Genomic DNA, 24483 nt, shown 5'->3' on the forward strand with positions numbered 1-24483 from the left:
CAGGAAGTGATTAGCAAAAAAGCGATCTTCGGATCGCTTTTTTATTTGCCAGGATGAAGTAAAAAATTACTGTAGCGTATTTTTAAGAGCGGGAATCATTGGCATCGAGAGGACATCGATGCCCTCTTCTCGTAAGGCTTCAGCCTCATCGAAAGTAGTTTGGCCACGAATACTTCTCTCAGGAGTTTCTTTGTAGTGAATCTTTCTGGCCTCATCAGCAAAAGAATTGCCAACATCCTCAGATCGGCCCATTAGTTCACGCATACCTTTCAAAAAGGCGGCCTGTACTTGAGCCTCGAGATGAGAATGGTCGCTTCCAGTCAAAGCAACAACGCCCCCACTAAGACTTTCAGATTCAGACTTGGATACAGTTAACTCGGTAGACGATGATTTACCAATATGCGGAGCTGAGGGCATGCGAGTAATCTCTGTGCTGTCGCATACTGGACACGCAAGCATCCCCTTGTCCTGCTGAGCAAGGCAATCCACTTCCGAAGCAAACCACCCTTCAAAGCGATGGTCTAGGGGGCAGGATAAGTTATAAACTTTCATAAAACGTATATAGGGGCAAAAACGATAAATTCAATACCCTATTTTAATCGGGTTTGAATGCGCCCTATTCGATTGGATGCGGTTTTACTAAGCCCCTACGATAGCGATCAAGCCAATAGGTGGCTATCGTGGTTTTGACGTCCGTAATCTCGCCATCCTCAACCCAAGAAATCAATTGCTCCAATGGAGCAGCAAATACATCCAAAAACTCTTCATCATCGAGATGGCTTTTACCGGGGATCAATTCCTCTGCCAGATAGATATCAATGAACTCTGTTGAATACGAAATCACGGGATGAATACGGCGAATGAAACTCCATTTTTTTGCTGTATATCCGGTTTCTTCTTCGAGCTCACGTTTCGCGCATACTAATTGATCCTCTTTAGGGTCTAGTTTTCCTGCAGGAATTTCAATGCAGGCTTTTGCGATTGGATAGCGATACTGGCGCTCGAGCAACACACGACCATCATCCAAGATCGCAACAATAGCTACCGCACCCGGATGGGTTAAATATTCGCGTATCGCCTCTTCACCATCAGGCAATGACACTTTATCTCGCTTCATCTTTAAAAAGATGCCGCCGTAAATATCCTCTCCAGATAGACGCACTTCACGTAAATGTTTATCACCAGTCGGCAGATCTTCAAATGATTTTTCAGTCATAGGTCTTAGTACATATTCCGTCTGTTATTGATTAAACCAGCTTAACTAAATTGAATGTCATTTTGATGGCACCTGAAATGATAAAGGCCCCTTACGGAGCCTTTAGATAGATGTTAATTCCTTCTAAGACCCCAGTAAGGTACGGCGCATTGCATCTAAACAAAGACTCATTAGACCCGCAGGAACAATGCCGATAACCAAAACCAAAATGCTATTAAGACTCAAGAGCCCTTTAGCAAAGCCTGAACCAGAAACTGTGATCTCGTGCTCAGGTTCATCAAAATACATCACCTTGACTACGCGCAAGTAATAGAAGGCACCCACTAAAGAAGCCATTACAGCGATGACTGCCAAGAAGGTATGCTCAGCATCCACTAGCGCTTCTAGAACGCCCAATTTAGCTGCAAAACCAACTGTAGGCGGAATCCCTGCTAAAGAGAACATCATAACCAGACCAATAAAGGCAAACCACGGATGCTTCTTATTGAGCCCCTTTAATCCATCCAAGGTTTCGCAGTCATAACCTTTGCGCGACAAAGCCATCAATAAGCCGAAGGTGCCAAGGGTTGTCAACACATAGGTAATGGCGTAGAACATTGCTGCACTAAATGCGTGATCATCAAAAACAGACAACATGCCCAAGAGAACAAAGCCCATTTGCGCAATGGCAGAATAAGCCAGCATGCGCTTGATGTTGGTTTGCGCAATTGCAGTCACGTTACCTACAACTAGTGATAGAACTGCGAGCAAAACCAGCATTGGCTGCCAATCGCCCAATAAAGGCAATAAGGTATTTACCAATAAGCGAAATAACAATGCAAATGCAGCTAATTTTGGAGCTGCAGCAATCATTAAGGTCACAGCAGTTGGCGCACCTTGATAGACGTCCGGTACCCACATATGAAATGGCACCACACCCAACTTGAAGGCTAAACCGGCAACAATAAATACCAAGCCAAACGCCATCACCAAATGGTTTACACGAGGGTCAGCAACGGTTTTAAAGATTTCAATAAGGTCAAGTGATCCGGTGACACCGTAGAGCATCGACATGCCATAAAGTAAGAAACCGGATGCTAATGCACCCAAGATAAAGTACTTAATACCGGCTTCCACACTCTTTTCGCTGCTGTGACGCATTGCAACCAATGCGTATGTAGGCAAAGCCATCAACTCCAAGCCTAGGTATAGAGTTAACAGATTTGCACCAGAGATCAATACAAACTGGCCAAGCAAAGCAAGCAGAGCTAAGACAATGAAATCCGGACGGAACAAGGCGCGATCCATCAAATATTGCTTAGAATAAATCAAGCTCACCAAAACAGCGATGCAAGAACATGCCTTGAGTAAGTTAGAAAATGGGTCAGACTGAAATAGCCCATTCATTGCTACAAGCGCTGGATCGCCCATGCGTCCAATGAAAGCAAAAATGAGATACGCCAATAAGATCAGCGAGAAAAAGTACACGAAGCCAACTCCACGCGGAGTATGAAAGATGTCTTGCTCAACACCAGGGGTAGATGCCACTCTTTCGCGAACATAAACGCTAGCAACCAATAACAAACAGGTTGCTACGAGTAAAACAAGTTCCGGCAGGATGGCGTAAAGGTCGAATGCTTGCATTTGTACTTACTCAGAGTTTGCTGACAGCAACATGCTGCAACAGATTAATTACAGCTGGATGAATGATGTCGGTAAATGGTTTTGGATAGACACCCATACCAATTACACAGATAGATAAAACTGCCATCAAGAAATATTCACGACCGTTCAAATCCTTTAACTCTTCAACGTGGGCATTGTTAACGGTACCGAAAAATACACGTTTCACCATCCACAAGGAATAAGCGGCGCCTAAGATCAATGCTGTAGCAGCTAGGATACCGATGACAAAGTCATAGTCAACAGCAGCTAAGATCACCATGAATTCACCAACAAACCCAGAGGTAGCAGGTAAACCGCAGTTGGCCATCGCCATTAATACGGCAAACGCAGTAAATGCAGGCATGCGATGCACTACGCCACCGTAATCAGCGATCTGTCGGGTATGCATACGGTCGTAAAGTACGCCAATGGACAAGAACATCGCACCGGCAACAAAGCCGTGTGAAATCATCTGCACAATACCGCCCTCAATACCCAGCGGACTAAAGAGGAAGAAGCCTAAGGTTACAAAGCCCATGTGAGCAACTGAAGAATAGGCAACCAGTTTTTTCATGTCTTTTTGAACAAGAGCAACTGCACCTACATAGATCACCGCAACCAAAGATAAGAAGATTACAAAAGGGCCTAAGTATTGGCTCGCATCTGGCGCGATTGGCAAAGAGAAGCGCAGAAATCCATAGGCACCAAGCTTCAACATAATTGCAGCCAAAACCACTGAGCCACCTGTTGGCGCTTCAACGTGGACATCTGGTAGCCAAGTATGTAATGGCCACATTGGAACCTTGACAGCAAACGCCATAAAGAATGCTGCAAACAATAGGATCTGCTCGACAATATCTAATCGGGCATTTTGCCAAGCCAAAATATCGAATGTATTAGTCACGTTGTACAAATACAGCATGGCAATCAAAGTAAGCAAAGAGCCAAGCAAGGTATACAAGAAGAACTTAAATGCCGCATAAATACGGTTGTGGCCGCCCCATACACCAATGATGATGTACATCGGAATTAATGTCGCCTCAAAGAACATATAGAAAAGCAATGCGTCAAGAGCGCAAAATACGCCGATCATTAGTCCAGACAGGATCATGAACGAGGCCATGTATTGCGAAACCTTAGTTTGAATCACTTCCCATGCTGCAATCACCACAATGACGTTGATGAATGCAGTAAGTACGATGAACCAAACAGAAATGCCGTCAATGCCTAGGTAATAGTTAATATCGTAACGTGGAATCCAGCTGATCTTTTCAACGAACTGCATTCCAGAATTAGCGATATCAAAATTAATCAACAATGGAAGCGTTGCAATAAAGCTAAGCACAGCTCCGATCAGGGTCAACCAGCGTACACCGGCAGTTGATCTTTCAGACCCATAAAACAAAATAATGAGTCCAAAGACAATCGGGGTCCAAATGGCGTAAGAAAGAATCATAGTGGCTACTTAAGTAACAAAGGCCTAGCGAACAAAAGGCAGGTAAGCATACAAAACCCAAGCTAACAATACAGCTAGGCCCGCAATCATTGCGAAGGCATAGTGGTAGAGATAGCCGGATTGCAAATGACGAATTACTCCGGCAAAGCGCCCTACTGCATGGGCACTACCATTAACAAAGAAACCATCGATGATCTTTTGATCGCCACGATGCCATAAGAAGCCGCCGATCCAAATTAGACCTTTAGCAAACACGGCTTGGTTGATTTCATCGAGGTAATACTTGTTATCAAATAATTTCTTAATTGGCGCAAATGTTTCAGCAACTTTTGCTGGTAGCTTAGGAGCCCAAAGATAACCAATTGCAGCAGTTAGCACGCCAAGCGCTACCAACAACAAGACGGGGGATGTGAATGCATGAATTGCCATAGCAACTGGACCATGGAACTCATCTTCCAATTCTTTCATTACCGGATGGCGCGCTAAGTCAATAAATATGGAGTCGCCAAAGTATGTCCCGAATAACAACGGCGAGATTGTGTAGAAGCCAATGATCACGGATGGAATTGCCAAAAGGATCAATGGCAAAGTCACAACGAATGGTGATTCATGTGGCTTTTGACCTGGAGCTAAACCATGATGCGCATGATCGTCACCCTGCTCCGCATGATCATGATGATGGTCGTGAGCATGTGAATCCTCATGACCCCAGCGTGCTTTGCCGTGGAATACATAGAAATACAAACGGAATGAATATAGTGCCGTTACGAATACGCTAGCCATGACTGCAAAGTAAGCAAAGCCTGAACCGGGGATATGACTTGCAGCTACCGCTTCAATAATGGAGTCTTTTGAATAGAAGCCTGAGAAGAATGGAGTTCCCACTAGTGCCAGATTGCCCAATAACATCATCAAGCAAGTAATTGGCATATATTTCCACAGGCCGCCCATCTTACGCATATCTTGCTCATGATGCATACCAAGAATTACGCTACCTGCAGCAAGGAATAACAATGCTTTAAAGAAAGCATGCGTCATCAAATGAAAGATAGCTACCGGATATGCAGAAACACCCAATGCGACAGTCATATAACCCAGCTGAGACAAAGTTGAATATGCAACAACGCGCTTGATATCGTTTTGCACAATACCGAGGAAGCCCATAAAGAGCGCTGTAATCGAGCCAATCACCAAGATAAAGCTCAGCGCGACATCTGAAAGTTCAAACAGTGGTGACATGCGTGACACCATGAAAATACCAGCGGTTACCATGGTTGCAGCATGAATCAATGCGGAAATTGGCGTTGGGCCTTCCATTGAATCTGGTAGCCAAACGTGTAAAGGGAATTGGGCTGACTTACCCATTGCACCAATAAACAAGCAGATGCAAGCAACCGTCATCAAGTTCCAGCTAGTACCAGGCAATGTCTGGGCTGCTAAAGCAGAGTTCTGAGAGAAGATCACGTCATATTGCATCGAGCCAGTGCTAGCCAAAAGAATACCTATACCCAAGATGAAACCAAAGTCACCAACCCGGTTAACTAAGAAAGCCTTCATATTGGCAAACACAGCAGACTGGCGTTCAAAGTAAAAGCCAATCAACAGATAAGAAACGACACCCACAGCTTCCCAGCCAAAGAAGAGTTGCAACAAGTTATTACTCATCACCAACATCAACATTGCAAAGGTAAATAAGGAAATATAGGAGAAGAAGCGGTTGTAACCTTCTTCGCCTTGCATATACCCAATGGTATAGATGTGAACCATCAATGACACAAAGGTCACTACACACATCATAGTTGCTGTTAATGGGTCAATCAGGAAGCCAATATCTAAATTGAGTTCGCCTAATTGCATCCAATGGTAAACAGTTCCATTGAAATAGAAGCCATCCATCACTTGAACTAATACATTGCAGGAAAGCACGAATGCAATGGTTACACCCAAAATAGTTACAAACTGACTGGCCCCATGACCAATGCGATTGCCGCCTAATTTGGTGCCAAAGAAACCGGCAATGATAGAGCCGACTAACGGCGCCAAAGGAATGGCGCAAAGTACAGGTATGTTTAAGGTCAATTGCATGACTAGCCTTTTAGGTGGTCAAGATCATCGGCATTAATTGTGTCAACCTTACGGAAGAGCACAACCAAAATTGCCAAGCCGATAGCCGCCTCAGCAGCTGCCACAGTCAAAATAAAGAATACGAATACTTGACCAGCCATATCACCCAAATAATGGGAGAAAGCCACAAAGTTCATGTTCACCGAGAGAAGCATCAGCTCAATTGCCATTAGCAAAACGATGACGTTCTTGCGGTTTAAGAAAATTCCGATAACGCTAGTTGCAAATAAGATTGCACCCAGCACTAAATAATGAGCGAGAGTGATATTCATTTTTTCTCCCCTCTTGTATCTTGCTTTGCAGCCATGTCTGAACCCATTTTCACAATGCGCATGCGATCTGCCGCAACGACATTGACTTGCTCGTGAATATTCTGCGATTTAGAGTCTTTGCGATTACGCAATGTCAATGCTACAGCGGCAATAATCGCCACCAGCAAGATCACACCAGCAACCTCAAAGGCGTATACATAATCTACAAAGATCAGCATACCCAAAGCTTGGGTATTGTTAGCCATCATTTCTTCTGGCATAGGCTGCACTGGAACATTGGTTCCAATAAAGCTACGAATGATCACAATCGATAATTCTAGAACAATAACGGCACCCATCAAGAAGGCAACTGGCAGAAACTTTTTGAAATCGCGACGTAAATGTTCAATATCTAAGTCCAGCATCATCACTACGAAGAGGAATAAGACCATCACTGCGCCAACATAAACCAGTATCAGAGCCAAGCTTAAGAATTCAGCCTTGAGCAACATCCAAAGGCCTGATGCGCAAAAGAACGCTAATACCAAAAATAGCGCTGCATGCACTGGGTTACGAGCAGTGATCACGCGAAGCGCAGAAATCACCAATAAGCCTGCAAAACCATAGAAGAACATGGCAAATAAAGTAGATGGATCGAATGTCATATTAGTTAAGCTCGATTCGATTAACGGTAAGGTGCATCGGCTGCACGGTTAGCGGCGATATCTTTTTCATATTTATCGCCTACAGCTAAAAGCATATCTTTGGTGAAATACAAGTCGCCGCGCTTATCGCCGAAATACTCAAAAATATTTGTTTCAACAATGGCGTCTACTGGACAAGCCTCTTCACAGAAACCACAGAAAATACATTTCGTGAGATCGATGTCATAACGACTGGTGCGACGAGTGCCATCATCACGCTCGGCAGTTTCAATAGTGATGGCATAAGCTGGACAAACTGCTTCACAAAGCTTGCAGCCGATACAACGCTCTTCACCATTTTCATAACGACGAAGAGCATGCAAACCGCGGAAGCGACTGGATAAAGGCGTCTTTTCTTCCGGATATTGAACAGTAATTTTAGGCTTGAAGATATAGCGGCCCGTAATAGACATACCGACCAAGATGTCTCTTAGCATCAAGCTATCGAGGAATTGGGAAATTTTCTTAAACATGATTTATCAACTTATTTCCAAATATTCCATGGGGAGACAACCCACGCGCCGATAACAACCACCCAGAAAACTGAGATGGGAATAAAGATTTTCCAACCCAAGCGCATGATTTGGTCATAGCGATAGCGCGGTAATGTGGCGCGTAACCAGATAACGCAGGATAAGAGGAAGAATGTTTTACCAAATAACCAGAAGAAGCCTGGAATATCACGCAAGATTGGCAAGTCAACAATCGGCAACCAACCGCCTAAAAACATGATAGATGCAACAGCTGCAATCAAAATCATGTTGGCATACTCCGCCAAGAAGAACATTGCAAAAGACATACCTGAGTACTCAACCATGTGTCCAGCTACGATCTCAGACTCACCTTCAACTACGTCAAATGGGTGGCGGTTTGTTTCAGCCACGCCAGAGATAAAGTAAATCAAGAACATTGGTAATAAAGGTAACCAATTCCACGAGAGGAAATTAAGGCCCATGCTGGCAAAGTAGCCCTGCTCTTGTGAAGTAACGATGGTACTTAAATTTAATGAACCCGAGGTAAGCAAGACGGTAACCAATGCAAATCCCATTGCAATCTCATAGGAGATCATTTGGGCTGATGCGCGCATTGCACCGAGGAACGGATATTTAGAGTTAGAAGACCAACCAGCCAAGATGACCCCATAAACACCAATAGAAGAAATAGCCATGATGTAAAGCAAGCCTGCGTTTACATCAGCTAAAACCATCTTTGCCTGAAATGGAATCACCGCCCAAGCAGCAAATGCAGGCATGATCACCATAATTGGTGCAATGAAGTACAAAACCTTGCTAGCTTGAGCAGGAGCAATAATCTCTTTCATCAAGAGCTTCAATGCATCAGCAATTGGCTGCAATAAACCTAGGGGACCGACGCGATTTGGACCAAGGCGAATATGCATCCAGCCAATTAACTTTCTTTCCCAGAGGGTTAAGTAAGCTACACAACCAAACATTGGCAATACGATGATCACAATGCGCACTAATGCCCAAACTAAGGGCCACAGTGAGCCGAAAATAGCCTCACCTTGAGTGGTAATGAGGTTCAAGAAATTATCCATCTCGTCCCTTATGCCTTACTAACGGTTACCGGACCAAACATCGACCCTAATTTGGCACTAGCCATGGTGCCAGCAGAAATTCTGACAGCACCAGGCGCTAAATTAACTTCTAATGTTGCCGGCATATCAACAGAATGAGAATCTTGGGTAACCCGAACTGCATCACCCTCTTTGAGACCCAATTCAGCGAAAGTGGTTTTATTTAAGCCTAACTGGTTGCCACGCTTAGCATCACGTGTTGACTGCAAAGCAGAAGAACGACGCACAATTTGATCGCCAGCATAAATATTGACATCAGCTAAACGCTCGAGACCATTGAAGGGTGCCAGATTTCCATTGGCAATCGATGAGCTCGTAGCTTTGTTATTTAAGCGATTGCAATAACCATCATCCAATGCTTCTCCTAGCACTTCCTCAGGAGCATTAAACAAGAAACCGTCTAAACCTAAGAGACCACCTAATACTCGCAAAACTTTCCATGCTGGACGTGAATCGCCTAAAGGCTTCACTGAAGGTTGAACTGTTTGAACTCTACCTTCTAAATTCACAAAGGTAGAGACTGTCTCTGAGAACACTGAAGTAGGCAGAATGACATCAGCTACCTCCATCAAGTCAGCACTCTTATAGGCGCTCAAAGCAATAACGGTATTAGCCTTTGCTAAAGCCGCACGAGCGGCTGCTGGGTTTGGCAAATCTGAATCTGGCTCGATATTCATCAAGATCACTGCGCGACGTTCGCCAGATAAGACTGACTCAACACCCACGCCGTTAGCATTCACTAAAGATGCGCCAACGGCATTGCCGCCAACTGGTAAGAAGCCCAAAGTAGCACCAGTCTGATCAGCAATAAATTGCGCCATGACGTGCAAGTCAGAAGCATGGTGATGCGCAATAGCAGCAGAACCAAGCAATATAGCTTTTGACTCGCCGGAAAGCAAACTATCGGCAATCTTCTGCGCCGCAGGAGAAATGGTTAGATTAAATGTGCCAACTGGCGCTGTTAATGATTTTGCTTTTGCAACAGCAAGTGCAACTTCACTCAATGCATTCAACCATGCGCTTGGAGCTACTGAAATACCGCTACTTGGAATCAACCAGTCATCACCACCTGCATCAATACGTAATACTTGCAAAGCGCGTTTGCTGGCAGTACGAATTCGAGCAGCCAATACAGGCTGGTCTTTACGTAAGAAACTACCGACAACCAATACACGATCCAGTTCATTGATCTTGGCGATTGGCATACCCAACCATGGCGCTGCTGCTGCAGCTTTTACATCAGTTTGGCGCAATCGAGTTTCCATTTGTTTGGAACCCAAGCTACGCACCAACTTTTGCAAGAGGTGCAATTCCTCGGTGGAAGATATTGGATGAGCTAAAGCCCCAATGAACTCAGGACCACTTTCCGCTGAAATTGTTTTCAGAGAATGGGCAACATAATCTAAAGCTGACTGCCAATCTGTTTCTAACCACTGGCCACCCTGCTTCACCATAGGTGTGGTTACACGATCAGCGCTATTTAAACCTTCATAAGAGAAGCGATCACGATCGCTAATCCAGCATTCATTAATGGATTCGTTTTCTAGAGCAACTACACGCATGACTTTATTAGCTTTAGTCTGAACTGTAGTGTTAGCACCTAAGCTATCGTGCGGACTAACTGAACGTTTACGTCCGAGTTCCCATGTACGTGCTGCATAACGGAATGGCTTGCTGGTTAAAGCGCCAACTGGACACAAATCAATCATGTTTCCAGACAACTCTGAATCTACCGTCTGACCAACAAAGGTGGTGATCTCGGAATGCTCGCCGCGGTTAACCATACCTAACTCCATAACGCCGGCAACTTCTTGTCCGAAGCGTACACAACGAGTGCAATGGATGCAACGTGTCATCTCTTGCATGGAGATCAATGGGCCAACATTTTTATGGAAGACTACTCGCTTCTCTTCATCGTAGCGTGAGTTTGATTTTCCGTAACCAACTGCTAAGTCTTGTAACTGACACTCGCCACCCTGATCGCAAATTGGGCAATCTAATGGATGGTTAATGAGCAAGAATTCCATGACAGAACGCTGAGCTTCTACCGCCTTGGCAGAATGCGTAAACACCTTCATGCCTTGAGTTACTGGTGTAGCACAAGCGGGTAGAGGTTTGGGAGCCTTCTCTACTTCAACCAAACACATGCGGCAGTTAGCGGCAATCGATAACTTCTTGTGATAACAGAAGTGAGGAACGTAGGTGCCGAGCTTGTTCGCGGCGTGCATCACCATCGAACCTTGCGGAACTTCTACAGTCTTACCATCTAATTCGATTTCTACCATGCTCACTTTTAGATATCCCGTACTCTAAATCTTTATAAAGGTTTTGCAGAATCTAAGCAGCGCTTATGTTCTACGTGATACGCAAATTCATCCATGTAATGTTTCAACATGCCACGTACCGGCATTGCTGCTGCATCACCTAAAGCGCAAATCGTACGACCTTGAATATTGGCAGCTACGTCATTGAGCAAATCCAAGTCCTCTGGTCGCCCTTCACCATGTTCAATGCGATGAACAATGCGCCATAACCAACCAGTACCTTCACGACATGGGGTGCATTGACCACAAGATTCTTCGTGATAGAAATAGGACAAACGCTCTAAGGCGCGGACCATACAACGGGTCTCGTTCATCACAATCACAGCGCCAGATCCCAACATAGATCCTGCTTTTGCAATGCTGTCGTAATCCATAGTCAGATCCATCATCTGCACACCAGGAACAACTGGCGCAGAAGATCCTCCAGGAATTACAGCCTTCAAAGCTTTGCCATCACGCATACCGCCAGCAAGCTTTAAGAGCTCTGCAAATGGGGTTCCCAACGGAATTTCATAGTTGCCTGGATGAACTACGTCACCCGATACCGAGAATATTTTGGTTCCACCATTATTGGGTTTTCCAAGTTCCAAATAGGCCGGACCGCCGATGGCCAAAATGAATGGCACAGCGGCAAATGTTTCGGTGTTATTAATGGTTGTAGGTTTGCCATACAAGCCAAAACTTGCAGGGAATGGTGGCTTAAAGCGTGGCTGCCCTTTTTTACCTTCTAGAGATTCAAGCAAGGCTGTCTCTTCACCGCAAATATAAGCACCCCAACCTGGCGATGCATGCAACTGGAAGGAGAAATCGCTTCCTAGTATTTTGTCACCAAGGTATCCAGCAGCACGCGCCTCTTCAAGCGCCTCTTCGAAGCGAGAATACACATCCCAGATTTCACCGTGGATGTAGTTGTAACCAACCGTAATACCCATTGTATAGGCGCCGATGATCATGCCTTCGATCAAAGCGTGTGGGTTATAGCGCATGATGTCCCGGTCTTTAAAAGTGCCGGGCTCACCTTCATCGCTATTGCAAACTAAATATTTTTGTCCCGGGAATTGACGGGGCATAAAGCTCCACTTCAAACCCGTTGGGAAGCCTGCGCCTCCGCGACCACGTAATGAAGAAGCCTTTAATTCGGCAATGATGGCATCAGGAGATACTTTGTCGTTAATTAAACGACGTAATTGTTGATAGCCCCCACGGCTTTCGTAATCCTTTAAACACCAGTTATCTCCATTTAATCCAGCGAGGATTAAAGGCTTGATATGGCGATTGTGCAAGCTGGTCATGCTACTTTCCCTTCTGCACGTAACTCACTCAATAAAGCATCGATCTTTTCTTTACTCATAAAACTGCACATGCGCTTGTCATTCACCAACATCACTGGCGAATCACCACAGGCACCCATGCACTCACCCTCTTTCAAGGCAAAAGTTCCACATGGGGTAGTTTCGTTGTAGCCAATACCTAAAGTCTCTTTAAGGTATGTTGCTGCAGTTTCACCATGGGTTAATTGGCATGGCAAATTAGTACAAATTACCAATTTGTATTTACCGATTTTCTTGGTGTTGTACATGTTGTAAAAAGTTGCGACTTCATCAACAGCAATACTTGGCATTTCTAAAATCTGGGCAACCGTTTCAATGACTTCAGGAGAAACCCAACCCACCTCAGTTTGAGCAGCAATCAAACAAGCCATCACAGCAGATTGCTTGTGCTCAGCAGGATACTTAGCGATATTGCGATGAATATCAGCCAGTGTTTTATCGGATAGTTGCAGAGTCGTAGTCATTAAATATTCCTTGGCACGCCTTATTAGCGGTCAATCTCCCCGAACACAATATCTTGGGTACCAATAATGGTTACTGCATCAGCCAACATGTGGCCACGTGACATCTCGTCCATTGCCGACAAATGCACAAATCCTGGGGCACGAATCTTCATGCGATAGGGTTTATTCGCGCCATCAGAAATTAAGTAAATGCCAAATTCACCCTTAGGATGCTCAACGGCTGAGTAAGCCTCGCCATCAGGAACGTGGATGCCTTCAGTAAATAATTTGAAATGGTGAATGAGCTCCTCCATATTAGTTTTCATATCCACACGCTTTGGCGGGGAAACCTTATGGTTGTCGCTCATGACAGCGCCTGGATTAGCCTTTAGCCAAGCCACACACTGCTTGATGATGCGATTAGATTGACGCATTTCTTCCATGCGAACCAAATAACGATCATAAGAATCGCCATTCACGCCAACTGGGATATCAAAATCTAAACGGTCATAGACTTCGTATGGTTGTTTCTTACGTAAATCCCACTCGATACCTGAACCGCGTAGCATCGGACCAGTGAAGCCGAGCTGCAATGCACGCTCTGGAGTCACGATACCGATATTCACCAATCGTTGCTTCCATATCCGGTTATCGGTTAAAAGGTTGCAATACTCGTCAACATTGGCATCAAAGCCATTAGTAAATTGCTCAATGAAGTCCAATAATGTGCCGCTACGGTTTTCATTCAAACGCTTAATGGCAGATGTACTGCGAATCTTGTTCTTGGTGTACTGAGCCGTTTGATCAGGCAAGTCACGATATACGCCACCTGGACGATAGTAAGCAGCATGCATCCGTGCACCAGATACCGCCTCATACATATCAAAGATATCTTCGCGATCACGGAAAGCGTACAAGAAGACAGCCATCGCACCAACGTCCAGACCATGACAGCCAATCCATAGCAAATGATTGAGCAAACGAGTGAGTTCGTCATACATCACGCGAATGTATTGAGCGCGCAATGGAACATCAACCTGCAGTAATTTTTCAATGGCCATGACATAAGCATGCTCATTGGACATCATAGAAACGTAATCTAAACGATCCATATATGGAACGTTTTGGATCCAAGTACGTGTTTCAGCCAATTTCTCAGTAGCGCGATGCAATAAACCGATATGCGGATCGGCACGCTGAATTACCTCGCCATCGAGCTCAAGCACTAAGCGTAATACGCCGTGCGCTGCAGGATGCTGAGGACCGAAATTGAGGGTGTAGTTCTTAATTTGTGCCATGACTTAAACCGAACCTCCGTACTGCTCTTCACGAACAATGCGTGGAGTAATTTCTCGAGCCTCGATCGTGACCGGTTGATAGACAACACGTTTTAACTCTGGGTCATAACGCATTTCCACATTGCCGCTAATTGGGAAATCTTTTCTAAATGGATGACCGATGAAGCCGTAGTCAGTCAAAATACGACGCAAGTCTTCGTGACCGTCAAATAGGATGCCGTAGAGATCAAATGCCTCACGCTCAAACCAATTGGCCGCAGCCCAAACTGGTGTAATTGAGGCCACTAATGGGTAGCTATCATCAGGCGCAAAAACACGAACACGTAAACGCCAGTTGTGCTGCAAAGAAAGCAGATGACTTACAACACCAAAGCGCAGACCACTCCACGCTCCATCACGGAAATCTTGATAGTCAACACCACACAGATCAATCATTTGCTCAAAAGCAAGCGAAGGATCGTCACGTAACAACATGGCAGATTCAAAATAAGTGTCCGCATTAACAACTACAGTCACCTCACCCAATGCAATCTCAATGGATTTAGCTCGCTTACCTAAAACTTTTTCTAAGTTGGCCGCTAATTGAATTAAACGATCTGACATGATTTAAGCCTTCCGCGCAATCGTACTTGTACGAGCGATCTTGGATTGCAACTGAATAATTCCGTAGATCAAAGCTTCCGCTGTTGGAGGGCAACCAGGCACATAAATATCCACTGGCACAATACGGTCGCAACCACGGACAACTGAATATGAGTTGTGATAGTAGCCGCCACCATTTGCGCAAGAACCCATGGAGATAACCCAGCGCGGTTCTGGCATCTGGTCATACACTTTACGTAATGCAGGGGCCATCTTGTTGCACAAAGTACCTGCAACAATCATCAAATCGGATTGACGTGGAGATGGGCGGAATACAACGCCAAATCGATCCAAGTCATAACGGGAAGCGCCCGCATGCATCATCTCTACGGCACAACAAGCCAGACCAAAGGTCATAGGCCATAAGGAGCCGTTACGCGTCCAGTTAATTAACTGGTCCGCAGTGGTGGTTACAAAACCTTCTTTGAGTACGCCTTCTAATGCCATATCTATCACTCCCAGTCGAGAGCGCCCTTTTTCCAGATATATACAAATCCCACGATAAATTCCAAGAGGAAAATCACCATAGAGGCGTAGCCAAGCCATCCAATGTCACGAAGCGCTACACCCCATGGAAATAGGAATGCAGTTTCTAAGTCAAACAGGATGAAGAGAATGGCGATTAAGTAGTAACGCACGTCAAACTTCATACGCGCATCTTCGAAAGCCTCAAAACCGCACTCATAGGGAGAGAGTTTTTCAGCATCAGGCTTCGAAGGAGCCAAGATTTTTCCGAGGAACATGGGGACCAATCCCACCCCAATACCTACGAGGATAAAAAGCAGAACAGGAAAGTAATTAGCGAGATTCAAAATAGCCCTGATTCGTTTGTCTGGTAATTCCTAAAAACAACAAATTATTACTTATTCCACTACATAAGACATTGATTTAGAGCAAAAAACGCTCATCAATACCCTTTTTTGGTGCCGACGGCGAGACTCGAACTCGCACAGCCTAAGCCACTACCCCCTCAAGATAGCGTGTCTACCAATTTCACCACGTCGGCATCTTGCAAAACTCATCAATTCTACTGCATTGCACAAGTGCACTACCCCAAATTCTGGGCTAGAAAATCTGTAAAAGCCTACTCTTTTACTTAGGAACCGCTGGTTTACTTGGGTCCTGTGTTGGGGCTGCTGGAGCGGCAGGCGTTGCTGCCGGGGCTACAGTTCCAGAGAGAACACCAGGACTTACTTCTTTCTTGTTGCCAATCCAAGTAATTCCTAAAGTACAAAGGAAGAAAACTGCTGCAAAAACAGCCGTTGTATGGGACAAGAAATTAGCAGATCCGCTAGCGCCAAAGAGGCTACCAGAAGAGCCCGAGCCGAAGGCTGCACCCATATCGGCACCCTTGCCTTGCTGTAATAGCACCAATAGAATGACAGCCAAAGCTGAAATTACCTGCAATACGATCAATAAAGTCTTAAACCATTCCACAGCTTATCTCCAAATAAAAAATCTATGCCTGACAAATGGCCAGAAAGTCTTGGGGATTCAATGATGCTCCCCCAACCAATCCACCATCTATATCTGGCATGGCAAATAATTCAACAGCATTGTCAGGCTTGACACTGCCACCGTACAAAATTCCAACGTGAGATGCAACATCCTCATTAAATTCAGCCAATTGCAGACGAATAGCACGATGCATATCTTGTGCAACTTGGGCGCTGGCAACTTTGCCTGTACCGATTGCCCATACTGGCTCATAAGCTATTAAGCAGTCAGCAAGCCGGTCTTGTAAAACACCCGTCTGCTTTGCAACCTGAGCACAAACAATCTCTTCCGCCCTACCTGAATTTCTTTCATCAGCAGTCTCACCAACACAAATCACTGGAGTCATCCCACTGTCCAACACCTCGAGGGCTTTAGCAGCAACGACCTCATCGACCTCCTGATGCATATGACGGCGCTCAGAGTGCCCAACGATGACATAAGTACAACCGAGCTCTTGGAGCATAGAAGCGGCAACTTCACCGGTATAAGCACCTGAACTATGGGCTGATGCGTCTTGTGCGCCTAGATTCAAAAAAGCCAAAGAATGCTCTTTAATTAACTGTGCGCATTGAGATAAATACGGAAATGGCGGGCAGACCGCATATTTACGTCCTGATGGCATGCCACTCTCCATGCCACGAGCAACGGTTTTGATCCAGTCCTGATTACTTGCAAGACTGCCATTCATTTTCCAATTGCCGATAACGATGAGTGGTCGCATAGGGATAATGAATATTTCTAAACTGTTAAAACAATTTTGCCAACGTGCTCGGATGACTCCATCAATGCATGAGCATCAGCCGCCTGATCTAGCGAAAACGTTTTATAAATGACTGGCTTCAGTTTGCCAGCATTGAGCAAAGGCCAAACATTCTCAAAAAGCTGCTTGGTAATTTGCTTCTTAAATGAAACTGGGCGTGGACGTAATGTTGAGCCGGTAATCGTTAAGCGACGGCGCAGAATCTGATTGGTACTCACTTCCGCTTTTGAGCCGCCTTGGATGGCAATAATCACAATGCGACCATCATCAGCGAGACAGTCAATTTCTTTTTGCACGTAAGCGCCGGTGACCATATCTAAAATAACATTGACACCCTTACCGTCAGTTGCCTTCTTCACTTCTTCTACAAAATCTTGCGTCTTGTAGTTGATAGCGAGATCAGCACCTAATGCTACGCATGCGGCACATTTTTCATCCGTACCAGCAGTTACGAATACTTTATGGCCCAAAGCTTTAGCAATCAGGATTGCAGTCACGCCGATACCACTAGAGCCACCTTGAACCAATAATGTTTCGCCTTCGGCCAATTGACCCCGCATAAAGACGTTGCTCCATACGGTATAAAACGTTTCAGGCAATGCTGCAGCTTCTTGGTCAGTAAACCCGTTAGGGTAAGGCAAGCACTGGGCTACAGGCGCAGTACACAAATCAGCGTAACCGCCACCTTGAACGAGAGCGCAAACCTTATCACCCAGCTTTAAGCTAAAAACATTATCAGCATGAGCCAAATCGCCACCAACGATTTCACCAGCAACTTCAAGACCGGGAATATCAGATGCGCCAGCTGGAACCGGGTAATGCCCCTTACGCTGCAAAACGTCAGGTCGATTAATTCCAGCCGCCAGAACTTTGATCAGAATTTCGCCAGTCCCTGCAGCAGGAGCCGCTGGATCAGGGCGAGTAGTTGGCACCAGCATTTCTGGGGCGCCAAATTCCTTGATTTCAATTACGCGCATAGATACTCCCGAGGCTTCTTGCTTAGGCAGTTTCGTCAGATGCAGGAGCTGCTTCAACAGCAACGCCAGCTAAAGGAGCAATCGTGCCGCCTTCATCAGCCATCGCAGCTTTCAATGACAAACGTAAACGGCCACGCTCATCAGCAGCAAGCAATTTCACGCGAACCACTTGGCCTTCTGCCAAATAGTCTTTAACTTCTTTTATGCGCTCATTTGAAATCTCAGAGATGTGCAGTAGGCCATCTTTACCAGGAAGAATATTGACCAAAGCACCGAATTCGAGCAACTTCACAACTGGGCCTTCGTAGATCTTGCCTACCTCAGCTTCAGCGGTGATACCTTCGATACGCGCTTTAGCTTCAGCCATACCCTCAGCGGAAGTAGAGGCAATTGTTACGGTACCGTCATCTTTGATGTCGATGCTGCAACCAGTTTCTTTAGTCAAGGCTTGAATTGTTGCGCCGCCTTTACCGATTACTTCACGAATCTTGTCTGGATGAATCTTGAAAGAAACCATACGTGGAGCATGAGCTGACAATTCTGTACGAACTGAACCCATTGCTTCTTGCATTTTGCTCAAGATGTGCAAACGACCTTCTTTTGCTTGTGCCAAAGCCACTTGCATAATTTCTTTAGTAATACCTTGAACTTTAATATCCATCTGGAGTGCAGTAATACCGTTAGCAGTACCCGCTACTTTAAAATCCATGTCGCCCAAGTGATCTTCGTCACCCAAGATGTCTGTCAATACAGCAAAACGATTGCCGTCAAGAATCAAACCCATTGCTACGCCAGCAACGTGTGCTTTAACTGGAACACCAGCATCCATCATCGCCAAACAGCCGCCGCAAACAGAAGCCATTGAAGATGAACCATTGGACTCAGTAATCTCTGAGACCACACGAATGCTGTATGCAAAATCTTCAGCACTTGGCAGTACTGGAATCAATGCGCGCTTAGCTAAACGGCCGTGACCAATTTCACGACGCTTTGGGCTACCTACACGGCCAGTTTCGCCAGTAGCGAATGGAGGCATGTTGTAGTGGAACATGAAACGATCACGGTACTCACCTTCAAGGGCATCAATGATTTGCTCGTCACGTGCAGTACCTAAAGTAGCTACAACGAGTGCCTGTGTTTCACCACGGGTAAACAATGCAGAGCCGTGTGTACGCGGCAATACGCCATTGCGAATTTCAATCGGACGCACAGTGCGCGTGTCACGACCATCAATACGTGGCTCGCCGTTCAAAATCTGGCTACGAACAATCTTCGCCTCGATTTCAAACAGAATGTCGTTAACAGCTACCGCGTCAACATCACCCTCTTCTTGTAACTTAGCAACAACTTCTTTAGTAATTTCTTTGAGCTTGTCTGAGCGAGCCCCTTTTTGACGAATCTGATAAGCCTCGCGCAATGGCGCTTCAGCCAAAGCGGTAACCTTGGCAATAAATGGCTCATCTTTGGGAGCAGCTGTCCAATCCCACTCTGGCTTGCCAGCTTCAGAAACCAATTCGTTGATAGCGTTAATCGCAGTCTGCATTTGGTCGTGACCATATACAACTGCACCTAACATGACTTCTTCAGAAAGCTGGTTAGCTTCAGACTCAACCATCAATACAGCGGCTTGTGTACCAGCAACGATCAAATCAAGTTCGCTAGTAGCTTGCTCTGTACGAGTTGGGTTCAAGAGGTATTGGCCATTAGCATAACCAACGCGTGCTGCGCCAACCGGGCCAGCAAATGGAATGCCTGAAATAGCCAAAGCTGCAGAAGCCGCGATCAAAGCGGGAATATCAGAAGGAACATCAGGATTGATAGACAACACATGAACCACAACTTGAACTTCGTTCAAGAAGCCTTCTGGAAACAAAGGACGCAATGGACGATCGATCAAACGGGAGATCAACGTCTCACCTTCAGATGGACGACCTTCACGACGGAAGAAGCCGCCGGGAATCTTACCTGCTGCGTATGTTTTTTCTAGGTAGTCAACAGTCAACGGGAAAAAAGACTGGCCTGGCTTTGCAGACTTAGAGGCCACTACTGTGCCCATTACTACAGTGTCATCGACGTTAACAATAACGGCGCCACCAGATTGACGAGCGATCTCGCCCGTTTCCATAGTTACCTGATGATTACCCCATTGAAAACTTTTTACTGCTTTTTTAAACATTGTCATTCTGATCTTCTCCAAATTGTTCACACAAAACTCACATGAGAGTTGCGCTTGTCGTGGGATAAAGCAGTGTCACGACAACACTGGAGCGATTTAAGATCACAAGGGATGCCATTCCAGGGAGACTCTGAATCAACTTTCAGAAGCTCATTGGAATGACACAATCCCCTACACAAATAATCTTGAAGCGCCCAAAAAAACATGCCATCTGCTTAAGACTGAATCCGCGAAGAAACAACCCTAAGATAGATGGCATTGCATACCGATAAGAATTACTTACGGAGACCTAATTTCTCAATTAATGCGCGATAGCGATCCAAATCTTTGCCTTTGAGGTAATCCAAGAGGCGACGGCGACGTGAAACCATCTTCAACAAACCACGACGGCTGTGATGATCTTTAGCGTTAGCCTTGAAATGGGGGGTTAATTCATTAATGCGGGCTGTGAGCAATGAAACTTGAACTTCAGGGCTACCCGTATCGTTTGCGCTGCGCGCGTTATCTTTGACGATTTCCGCCGTTTTAATATCAGCAACTGCCATTTTTAATACTCCTTACTTGCGAACACTTGAGCTTTCACCCAATCCGTGTCGTGCGATTAACAAAATAAAACAAAAAAGCTTTAAAAATCAAAGCCATCGAATTGTAGCAGAGCCGGCATGTATTTACCGGATTGCCCCATGTAACTTGTTATCCTGTAGACTAAGATTTATTCAAATAAATACACTTTTCCCTTAATAAACAATAACTTATAAAATATGTCCTCACTATTTCGCCCGCTTGTCACATTTCTCTGCCTCGGATTTGGCCTTTTTCAACCTGCCTATGCCCAATTTGGATCCTTTTTTGGGCAAGACAAAACCGTTGCCGAGCAACGTCAGGATATTTTGATCAAAAACCAGGCAATTCTGAAGCAGCTTTATGAGGCGCAGCCAAAAGCAAAGGAGCTTATTGAAAAGTCAGTTGGCTATGCGACCTTTAGTAACTTCGGCATGAAAATTCTGATTGCAGGGGGCGGAACTGGTAGCGGCGTTGTGATCAACAAAGCAAATAAGAAGCCCGTCTACATGAATATGGCTGAAGTACAGGCTGGCTTGGGTCTTGGCATTAAATCATTCCAAAATATTTTTATATTTGAAACCGAAGCTGCCATGAATGACTTTATTAACTCAGGCTGGACTTTCGGTGGCCAGGTAACTGCGGCTGCGAAATACGAAAAAGATGGCGGCGCATACCAGGACGCAACCGTAGTAGCTCCAGGAGTTTTAATGTACCAACTAACAGACTCTGGCCTTGCCGCTGAAATCACCGGCAAAGGCACCAAGTACTATAAGAACACTGACTTAAATAAGTAAATCTCTTTACAGATGACTCAATGATTAAGGGGTCATCTGTGCATTGAGCTTAGCTTGGGTAGGATCATGCAATTTATTCAAAGCTGATAAATAGGCTTTTGCAGAAGCGGCAATGATATCTGGGTCAGTTCCTACACCATTCACAATACGACCGCCTTTTGCCAAGCGCACAGTAACCTCACCTTGAGACTGCGTACCTGAAGTAATGGCATTGACAGAATAGAGCAACTGCTCAGCCCCACTCTTAGCAATCTCCTCAATTGCGTTCAAGCTGGCATCCACTGGACCATTACCCTCTGCTTCGGAGCTTATCTCTTTATCACCCATACGAAATGTCACACGTGATTTAGGTCGCTCACCAGTCTCAGAATGCTGACTCAATGAGATAAATTTATAGTGCTCACCCTCTTCTGCTGCCGCAGAATCAGACATGATGGCAATAATATCTTCATCAAATATCTCAGACTTTTGGTCAGCCAATGTTTTAAATCTGATAAAAGCTTCGTTCAAATCAGCCTCAGCTTCAACGGTGATTCCCAATTCTTGCAAGCGCTGTTTAAAGGCATTGCGGCCGGATAATTTGCCCAAAACAATTTTATTAGCTGACCAACCCACATCTTCAGCGCGCATGATTTCGTAGGTGTCGCGATTCTTCAAAATGCCATCTTGATGAATGCCGGAGGTATGAGCAAAGGCATTGGCACCAACAACGGCTTTGTTAGGCTGAACTACGAAGCCAGTAATTTGAGATACCAATTTAGATGCTGGAACAATCTGCGTTGCATCAATACCGCAGACCATATCAAAGTAGTCCTTGCGGGTCCGCAAGGCCATCACAATTTCTTCTAAGGCAGTATTACCTGCACGCTCGCCCAAGCCATTGATCGTGCACTCAATTTGTCGGGCGCCGCCAATCTTTACACCCGCCAAGGAATTGGCAACAGCCATTCCCAAGTCGTTATGGCAATGCACTGACCAAACGGCCTTATCAGAGTTAGGCACGCGGGTTCGCAAGGTCTTAATAAACTCGCCATATAACTCGGGAGTTGCATAACCTACGGTATCTGGAATGTTGATGGTAGATGCGCCCTCGTTAATAACCGCCTCAACTACTCTGCATAAGAAATCCATTTCCGAGCGATAACCGTCTTCAGCTGAAAATTCAATATCTTCAGCTAAGTTACGAGCAAAACGAATGGAACGCTTAGCCTGCTCTAAAACCTCTTCTGGAGACATGCGTAATTTCACGGCCATATGCAATGGACTTGTTGCCAAGAATGCATGGATACGTTTTGCGTTTGCTGCTTGCAATGCATCAGCAGCTCGTGTGATGTCCTTGTCGTTAGCTCTAGCCAATGAACAAACAATAGAGTCCTTAACGGCAGCTGCAACTGCAGATATTGCCTGGAAGTCACCCTCCGAGCTAGCAGCAAAGCCTGCCTCGATCACATCTACTTTAAGACGCTCTAACTGACGCGCAATGCGTACTTTTTCGTCTTTGGTCATAGATGCACCTGGTGATTGCTCACCATCGCGCAAGGTGGTATCAAATATGATTACTTTATCGCTCATCACTACTCTCCGGTTTTAAACAATTCTGAACTTCTTCAGATAACTCAAACTCATAAAACAAAAACCCCAGCAATTAGCTGGGGCTGGTATGTGGTGGTTAATGATTCTGCTTTATCTCATTAACTCAGGCCTTACCCGCCCCAAGCCTTAGGCTTAGTGCTAGCAGAAGGAGGCCAGTTAAAGGCGAGAAATTCATCAACATGGAATTAATATACCCCAAAAATAGGGAATTAGCTAAAACGTTTACCGCTGAGACGCTCCCAGGCCCAAATTACATATCCAGAGATGGAATAAATCACAAATAAACCAAACAGCGTTAATGGCGGGTTTGAGGATATCAAGACAAAGGTCAGGATCATTAAAACCATTACGCCAAATGGCACGCGGTAACGAACATCCAAGGCCTTGCCGCTATAAAAGCGGGCATTTGAGACCATAGTGAGTCCAGCATAGACAGCGATAAAGAAAGCAACCCAAGGAATGGCTGTATCGCGAACTGGAATTTTGTTGTCATCAGCCAACCAAATAAAACCAGCCATTAAAGCACCTGCAGCAGGACTTGGCAGGCCTTGAAAAAATTTCTTATCCACTACACCGGTATTCACATTAAAGCGCGCCAATCGCAAGGCAGCGCCAGCACAGTATGTAAATGCCGCCAACCACCCCCACTTACCCAAATCTTTTAATGCCCATTCATAAGCGACCAATGCAGGCGCAACACCAAATGAGACCATATCAGCAAGAGAATCGTACTGCTCACCGAAAGCGCTTTGAGTGTTGGTCATACGTGCCACACGCCCATCCATGCCGTCCAATACCATTGAAGCAAAAATGGCGATTGCCGCAATCTCAAACTGGTGATTCATTGCATTCACAATGGCATAAAAGCCACAAAACAAAGCTGCGGTTGTAAAAGCGTTTGGAAGAAGATAAATGCCCTTGCTGCGTAGGCGGGGCTTTTGAGGATGCAACTCCTCAACTTCGTAATCAACACCATCACCTAAGTCTTCAGCCCATTGATCTTGTGAAGAAGTCAGACGTTTCTGAGAGAGGCGGCTACGGTCAATACGACCACGACGGCGAAATGTAGTCAAAGAATATCCCAGTGAATAA

The 24483-nt window shown here is 45.3% G+C and carries 24 protein-coding genes and 1 tRNA gene; 1 reads left to right on the forward strand and 24 read right to left on the reverse strand.

The annotated features are described in order from the left end of the window. Positions 1-66: 66 nt before the first annotated feature. The 22 genes from ICN37_RS06890 to rpsO form a co-directional block, all read right to left on the reverse strand. Positions 67-552, reverse strand: a complete 486-nt coding sequence (locus tag ICN37_RS06890; protein ID WP_216155994.1) for a DUF1178 family protein — start codon at positions 550-552, stop codon at positions 67-69. Positions 553-616: 64 nt separating this feature from the next. Next, positions 617-1216 (reverse strand): NUDIX domain-containing protein, encoded by a 600-nt coding sequence (locus ICN37_RS06895; protein ID WP_216155998.1) that lies wholly within the window; start codon positions 1214-1216, stop codon positions 617-619. Positions 1217-1339: 123 nt separating this feature from the next. Further along, complete coding sequence (gene nuoN / locus ICN37_RS06900) at positions 1340-2839, reverse strand: NADH-quinone oxidoreductase subunit NuoN (RefSeq protein WP_216156001.1); 1500 nt, start codon at positions 2837-2839, stop codon at positions 1340-1342. A 10-nt stretch (positions 2840-2849) separates the two neighbouring features. Continuing rightward, positions 2850-4316, reverse strand: a complete 1467-nt coding sequence (locus ICN37_RS06905) for an NADH-quinone oxidoreductase subunit M (protein WP_216121116.1) — start codon at positions 4314-4316, stop codon at positions 2850-2852. 24 nt (positions 4317-4340) lie between these two features. After that, positions 4341-6401 carry an NADH-quinone oxidoreductase subunit L gene (gene nuoL / locus ICN37_RS06910; RefSeq protein ID WP_216156004.1) on the reverse strand — a complete coding sequence of 687 codons (2061 nt, stop codon included), beginning with the start codon at positions 6399-6401 and terminating at the stop codon, positions 4341-4343. Between the two features lie 2 nt (positions 6402-6403). Beyond that, positions 6404-6712 (reverse strand): NADH-quinone oxidoreductase subunit NuoK, encoded by a 309-nt coding sequence (nuoK, locus tag ICN37_RS06915; protein ID WP_072582482.1) that lies wholly within the window; start codon positions 6710-6712, stop codon positions 6404-6406. Beyond that, a complete protein-coding gene (locus ICN37_RS06920) occupies positions 6709-7356 on the reverse strand; it encodes an NADH-quinone oxidoreductase subunit J (protein ID WP_215319860.1) in 648 nt (215 codons plus the stop codon). Before ICN37_RS06920 ends, nuoK begins: the two co-directional genes overlap by 4 nt. A 20-nt stretch (positions 7357-7376) precedes the next feature. After that, entirely contained in the window at positions 7377-7868 is a 492-nt protein-coding gene (gene nuoI / locus ICN37_RS06925) for an NADH-quinone oxidoreductase subunit NuoI (protein ID WP_216156007.1), read from the reverse strand. 11 nt (positions 7869-7879) lie between these two features. Continuing rightward, positions 7880-8953 carry an NADH-quinone oxidoreductase subunit NuoH gene (nuoH, locus tag ICN37_RS06930; RefSeq protein ID WP_216156010.1) on the reverse strand — a complete coding sequence of 358 codons (1074 nt, stop codon included), beginning with the start codon at positions 8951-8953 and terminating at the stop codon, positions 7880-7882. A gap of 8 nt (positions 8954-8961) precedes the next feature. Next, positions 8962-11277 (reverse strand): NADH-quinone oxidoreductase subunit NuoG, encoded by a 2316-nt coding sequence (gene nuoG, locus ICN37_RS06935; RefSeq protein ID WP_216156014.1) that lies wholly within the window; start codon positions 11275-11277, stop codon positions 8962-8964. Between the two features lie 32 nt (positions 11278-11309). Next, complete coding sequence (gene nuoF, locus ICN37_RS06940; protein ID WP_216156017.1) at positions 11310-12608, reverse strand: NADH-quinone oxidoreductase subunit NuoF; 1299 nt, start codon at positions 12606-12608, stop codon at positions 11310-11312. Further along, positions 12605-13111 carry an NADH-quinone oxidoreductase subunit NuoE gene (gene nuoE, locus ICN37_RS06945; RefSeq protein WP_216156020.1) on the reverse strand — a complete coding sequence of 169 codons (507 nt, stop codon included), beginning with the start codon at positions 13109-13111 and terminating at the stop codon, positions 12605-12607. Before nuoE ends, nuoF begins: the two co-directional genes overlap by 4 nt. 23 nt (positions 13112-13134) lie before the next feature. Then, positions 13135-14388 carry an NADH-quinone oxidoreductase subunit D gene (locus ICN37_RS06950; RefSeq protein WP_216156024.1) on the reverse strand — a complete coding sequence of 418 codons (1254 nt, stop codon included), beginning with the start codon at positions 14386-14388 and terminating at the stop codon, positions 13135-13137. A gap of 3 nt (positions 14389-14391) precedes the next feature. After that, entirely contained in the window at positions 14392-14991 is a 600-nt protein-coding gene (locus ICN37_RS06955) for an NADH-quinone oxidoreductase subunit C (protein WP_215319872.1), read from the reverse strand. Positions 14992-14994: 3 nt separating this feature from the next. After that, positions 14995-15477 (reverse strand): NADH-quinone oxidoreductase subunit B family protein, encoded by a 483-nt coding sequence (locus tag ICN37_RS06960; protein ID WP_011902891.1) that lies wholly within the window; start codon positions 15475-15477, stop codon positions 14995-14997. A gap of 5 nt (positions 15478-15482) precedes the next feature. Next, positions 15483-15842: an NADH-quinone oxidoreductase subunit A gene (locus ICN37_RS06965; protein WP_012357790.1), complete on the reverse strand. Its 360-nt coding sequence runs from the start codon at positions 15840-15842 to the stop codon at positions 15483-15485. 109 nt (positions 15843-15951) lie between these two features. Next, a tRNA-Leu gene (locus ICN37_RS06970) sits at positions 15952-16036 on the reverse strand. Between the two features lie 86 nt (positions 16037-16122). Next, on the reverse strand, positions 16123-16467 hold the full coding sequence (gene secG, locus ICN37_RS06975) for a preprotein translocase subunit SecG (protein WP_216156026.1): 345 nt from the start codon (positions 16465-16467) through the stop codon (positions 16123-16125). Between the two features lie 22 nt (positions 16468-16489). Beyond that, the gene (gene tpiA, locus ICN37_RS06980; RefSeq protein ID WP_216156029.1) at positions 16490-17248 is read right to left on the reverse strand and encodes a triose-phosphate isomerase; all 759 of its coding nucleotides are present in this window, start codon (positions 17246-17248) and stop codon (positions 16490-16492) included. Between the two features lie 17 nt (positions 17249-17265). After that, positions 17266-18264: an NAD(P)H-quinone oxidoreductase gene (locus tag ICN37_RS06985; protein ID WP_215319878.1), complete on the reverse strand. Its 999-nt coding sequence runs from the start codon at positions 18262-18264 to the stop codon at positions 17266-17268. 22 nt (positions 18265-18286) lie between these two features. Continuing rightward, positions 18287-20446, reverse strand: a complete 2160-nt coding sequence (pnp, locus tag ICN37_RS06990; RefSeq protein ID WP_216156032.1) for a polyribonucleotide nucleotidyltransferase — start codon at positions 20444-20446, stop codon at positions 18287-18289. 269 nt (positions 20447-20715) lie between these two features. Next, positions 20716-20985, reverse strand: a complete 270-nt coding sequence (gene rpsO, locus ICN37_RS06995) for a 30S ribosomal protein S15 (RefSeq protein WP_011902897.1) — start codon at positions 20983-20985, stop codon at positions 20716-20718. A 216-nt stretch (positions 20986-21201) separates the two neighbouring features. Here rpsO and ICN37_RS07000 point away from each other — a divergent pair, with 216 nt between their 5' ends. Beyond that, positions 21202-21798 carry a YSC84-related protein gene (locus ICN37_RS07000; RefSeq protein WP_216156034.1) on the forward strand — a complete coding sequence of 199 codons (597 nt, stop codon included), beginning with the start codon at positions 21202-21204 and terminating at the stop codon, positions 21796-21798. Positions 21799-21822: 24 nt separating this feature from the next. Here ICN37_RS07000 and ICN37_RS07005 read toward each other — a convergent pair whose 3' ends face one another. Then, positions 21823-23370 (reverse strand): 2-isopropylmalate synthase, encoded by a 1548-nt coding sequence (locus ICN37_RS07005; RefSeq protein WP_216156037.1) that lies wholly within the window; start codon positions 23368-23370, stop codon positions 21823-21825. A gap of 230 nt (positions 23371-23600) precedes the next feature. Beyond that, positions 23601-24464: a CDP-diacylglycerol--serine O-phosphatidyltransferase gene (pssA, locus tag ICN37_RS07010; protein ID WP_216156040.1), complete on the reverse strand. Its 864-nt coding sequence runs from the start codon at positions 24462-24464 to the stop codon at positions 23601-23603. Positions 24465-24483: the final 19 nt, after the last annotated feature.

Origin of the sequence: Polynucleobacter sp. P1-05-14 (genome assembly GCF_018881675.1) — a bacterium.
In the GTDB taxonomy this organism is placed as follows: domain Bacteria; phylum Pseudomonadota; class Gammaproteobacteria; order Burkholderiales; family Burkholderiaceae; genus Polynucleobacter.

Coding starts and splice junctions, on each gene's coding strand:
- ICN37_RS06890 (WP_216155994.1), bottom strand. CDS start 552: ATGAAAGTTTATAACTTATCCTGCCCCCTAGACCATCGCTTTGAAGGG.
- ICN37_RS06895 (WP_216155998.1), bottom strand. CDS start 1,216: ATGACTGAAAAATCATTTGAAGATCTGCCGACTGGTGATAAACATTTA.
- nuoN (WP_216156001.1), bottom strand. CDS start 2,839: ATGCAAGCATTCGACCTTTACGCCATCCTGCCGGAACTTGTTTTACTC.
- ICN37_RS06905 (WP_216121116.1), bottom strand. CDS start 4,316: ATGATTCTTTCTTACGCCATTTGGACCCCGATTGTCTTTGGACTCATT.
- nuoL (WP_216156004.1), bottom strand. CDS start 6,401: ATGCAATTGACCTTAAACATACCTGTACTTTGCGCCATTCCTTTGGCG.
- nuoK (WP_072582482.1), bottom strand. CDS start 6,712: ATGAATATCACTCTCGCTCATTATTTAGTGCTGGGTGCAATCTTATTT.
- ICN37_RS06920 (WP_215319860.1), bottom strand. CDS start 7,356: ATGACATTCGATCCATCTACTTTATTTGCCATGTTCTTCTATGGTTTT.
- nuoI (WP_216156007.1), bottom strand. CDS start 7,868: ATGTTTAAGAAAATTTCCCAATTCCTCGATAGCTTGATGCTAAGAGAC.
- nuoH (WP_216156010.1), bottom strand. CDS start 8,953: ATGGATAATTTCTTGAACCTCATTACCACTCAAGGTGAGGCTATTTTC.
- nuoG (WP_216156014.1), bottom strand. CDS start 11,277: ATGGTAGAAATCGAATTAGATGGTAAGACTGTAGAAGTTCCGCAAGGT.
- nuoF (WP_216156017.1), bottom strand. CDS start 12,608: ATGACCAGCTTGCACAATCGCCATATCAAGCCTTTAATCCTCGCTGGA.
- nuoE (WP_216156020.1), bottom strand. CDS start 13,111: ATGACTACGACTCTGCAACTATCCGATAAAACACTGGCTGATATTCAT.
- ICN37_RS06950 (WP_216156024.1), bottom strand. CDS start 14,388: ATGGCACAAATTAAGAACTACACCCTCAATTTCGGTCCTCAGCATCCT.
- ICN37_RS06955 (WP_215319872.1), bottom strand. CDS start 14,991: ATGTCAGATCGTTTAATTCAATTAGCGGCCAACTTAGAAAAAGTTTTA.
- ICN37_RS06960 (WP_011902891.1), bottom strand. CDS start 15,477: ATGGCATTAGAAGGCGTACTCAAAGAAGGTTTTGTAACCACCACTGCG.
- tpiA (WP_216156029.1), bottom strand. CDS start 17,248: ATGCGACCACTCATCGTTATCGGCAATTGGAAAATGAATGGCAGTCTT.
- ICN37_RS06985 (WP_215319878.1), bottom strand. CDS start 18,264: ATGCGCGTAATTGAAATCAAGGAATTTGGCGCCCCAGAAATGCTGGTG.
- pnp (WP_216156032.1), bottom strand. CDS start 20,446: ATGACAATGTTTAAAAAAGCAGTAAAAAGTTTTCAATGGGGTAATCAT.
- rpsO (WP_011902897.1), bottom strand. CDS start 20,985: ATGGCAGTTGCTGATATTAAAACGGCGGAAATCGTCAAAGATAACGCG.
- ICN37_RS07000 (WP_216156034.1), top strand. CDS start 21,202: ATGTCCTCACTATTTCGCCCGCTTGTCACATTTCTCTGCCTCGGATTT.
- ICN37_RS07005 (WP_216156037.1), bottom strand. CDS start 23,370: ATGAGCGATAAAGTAATCATATTTGATACCACCTTGCGCGATGGTGAG.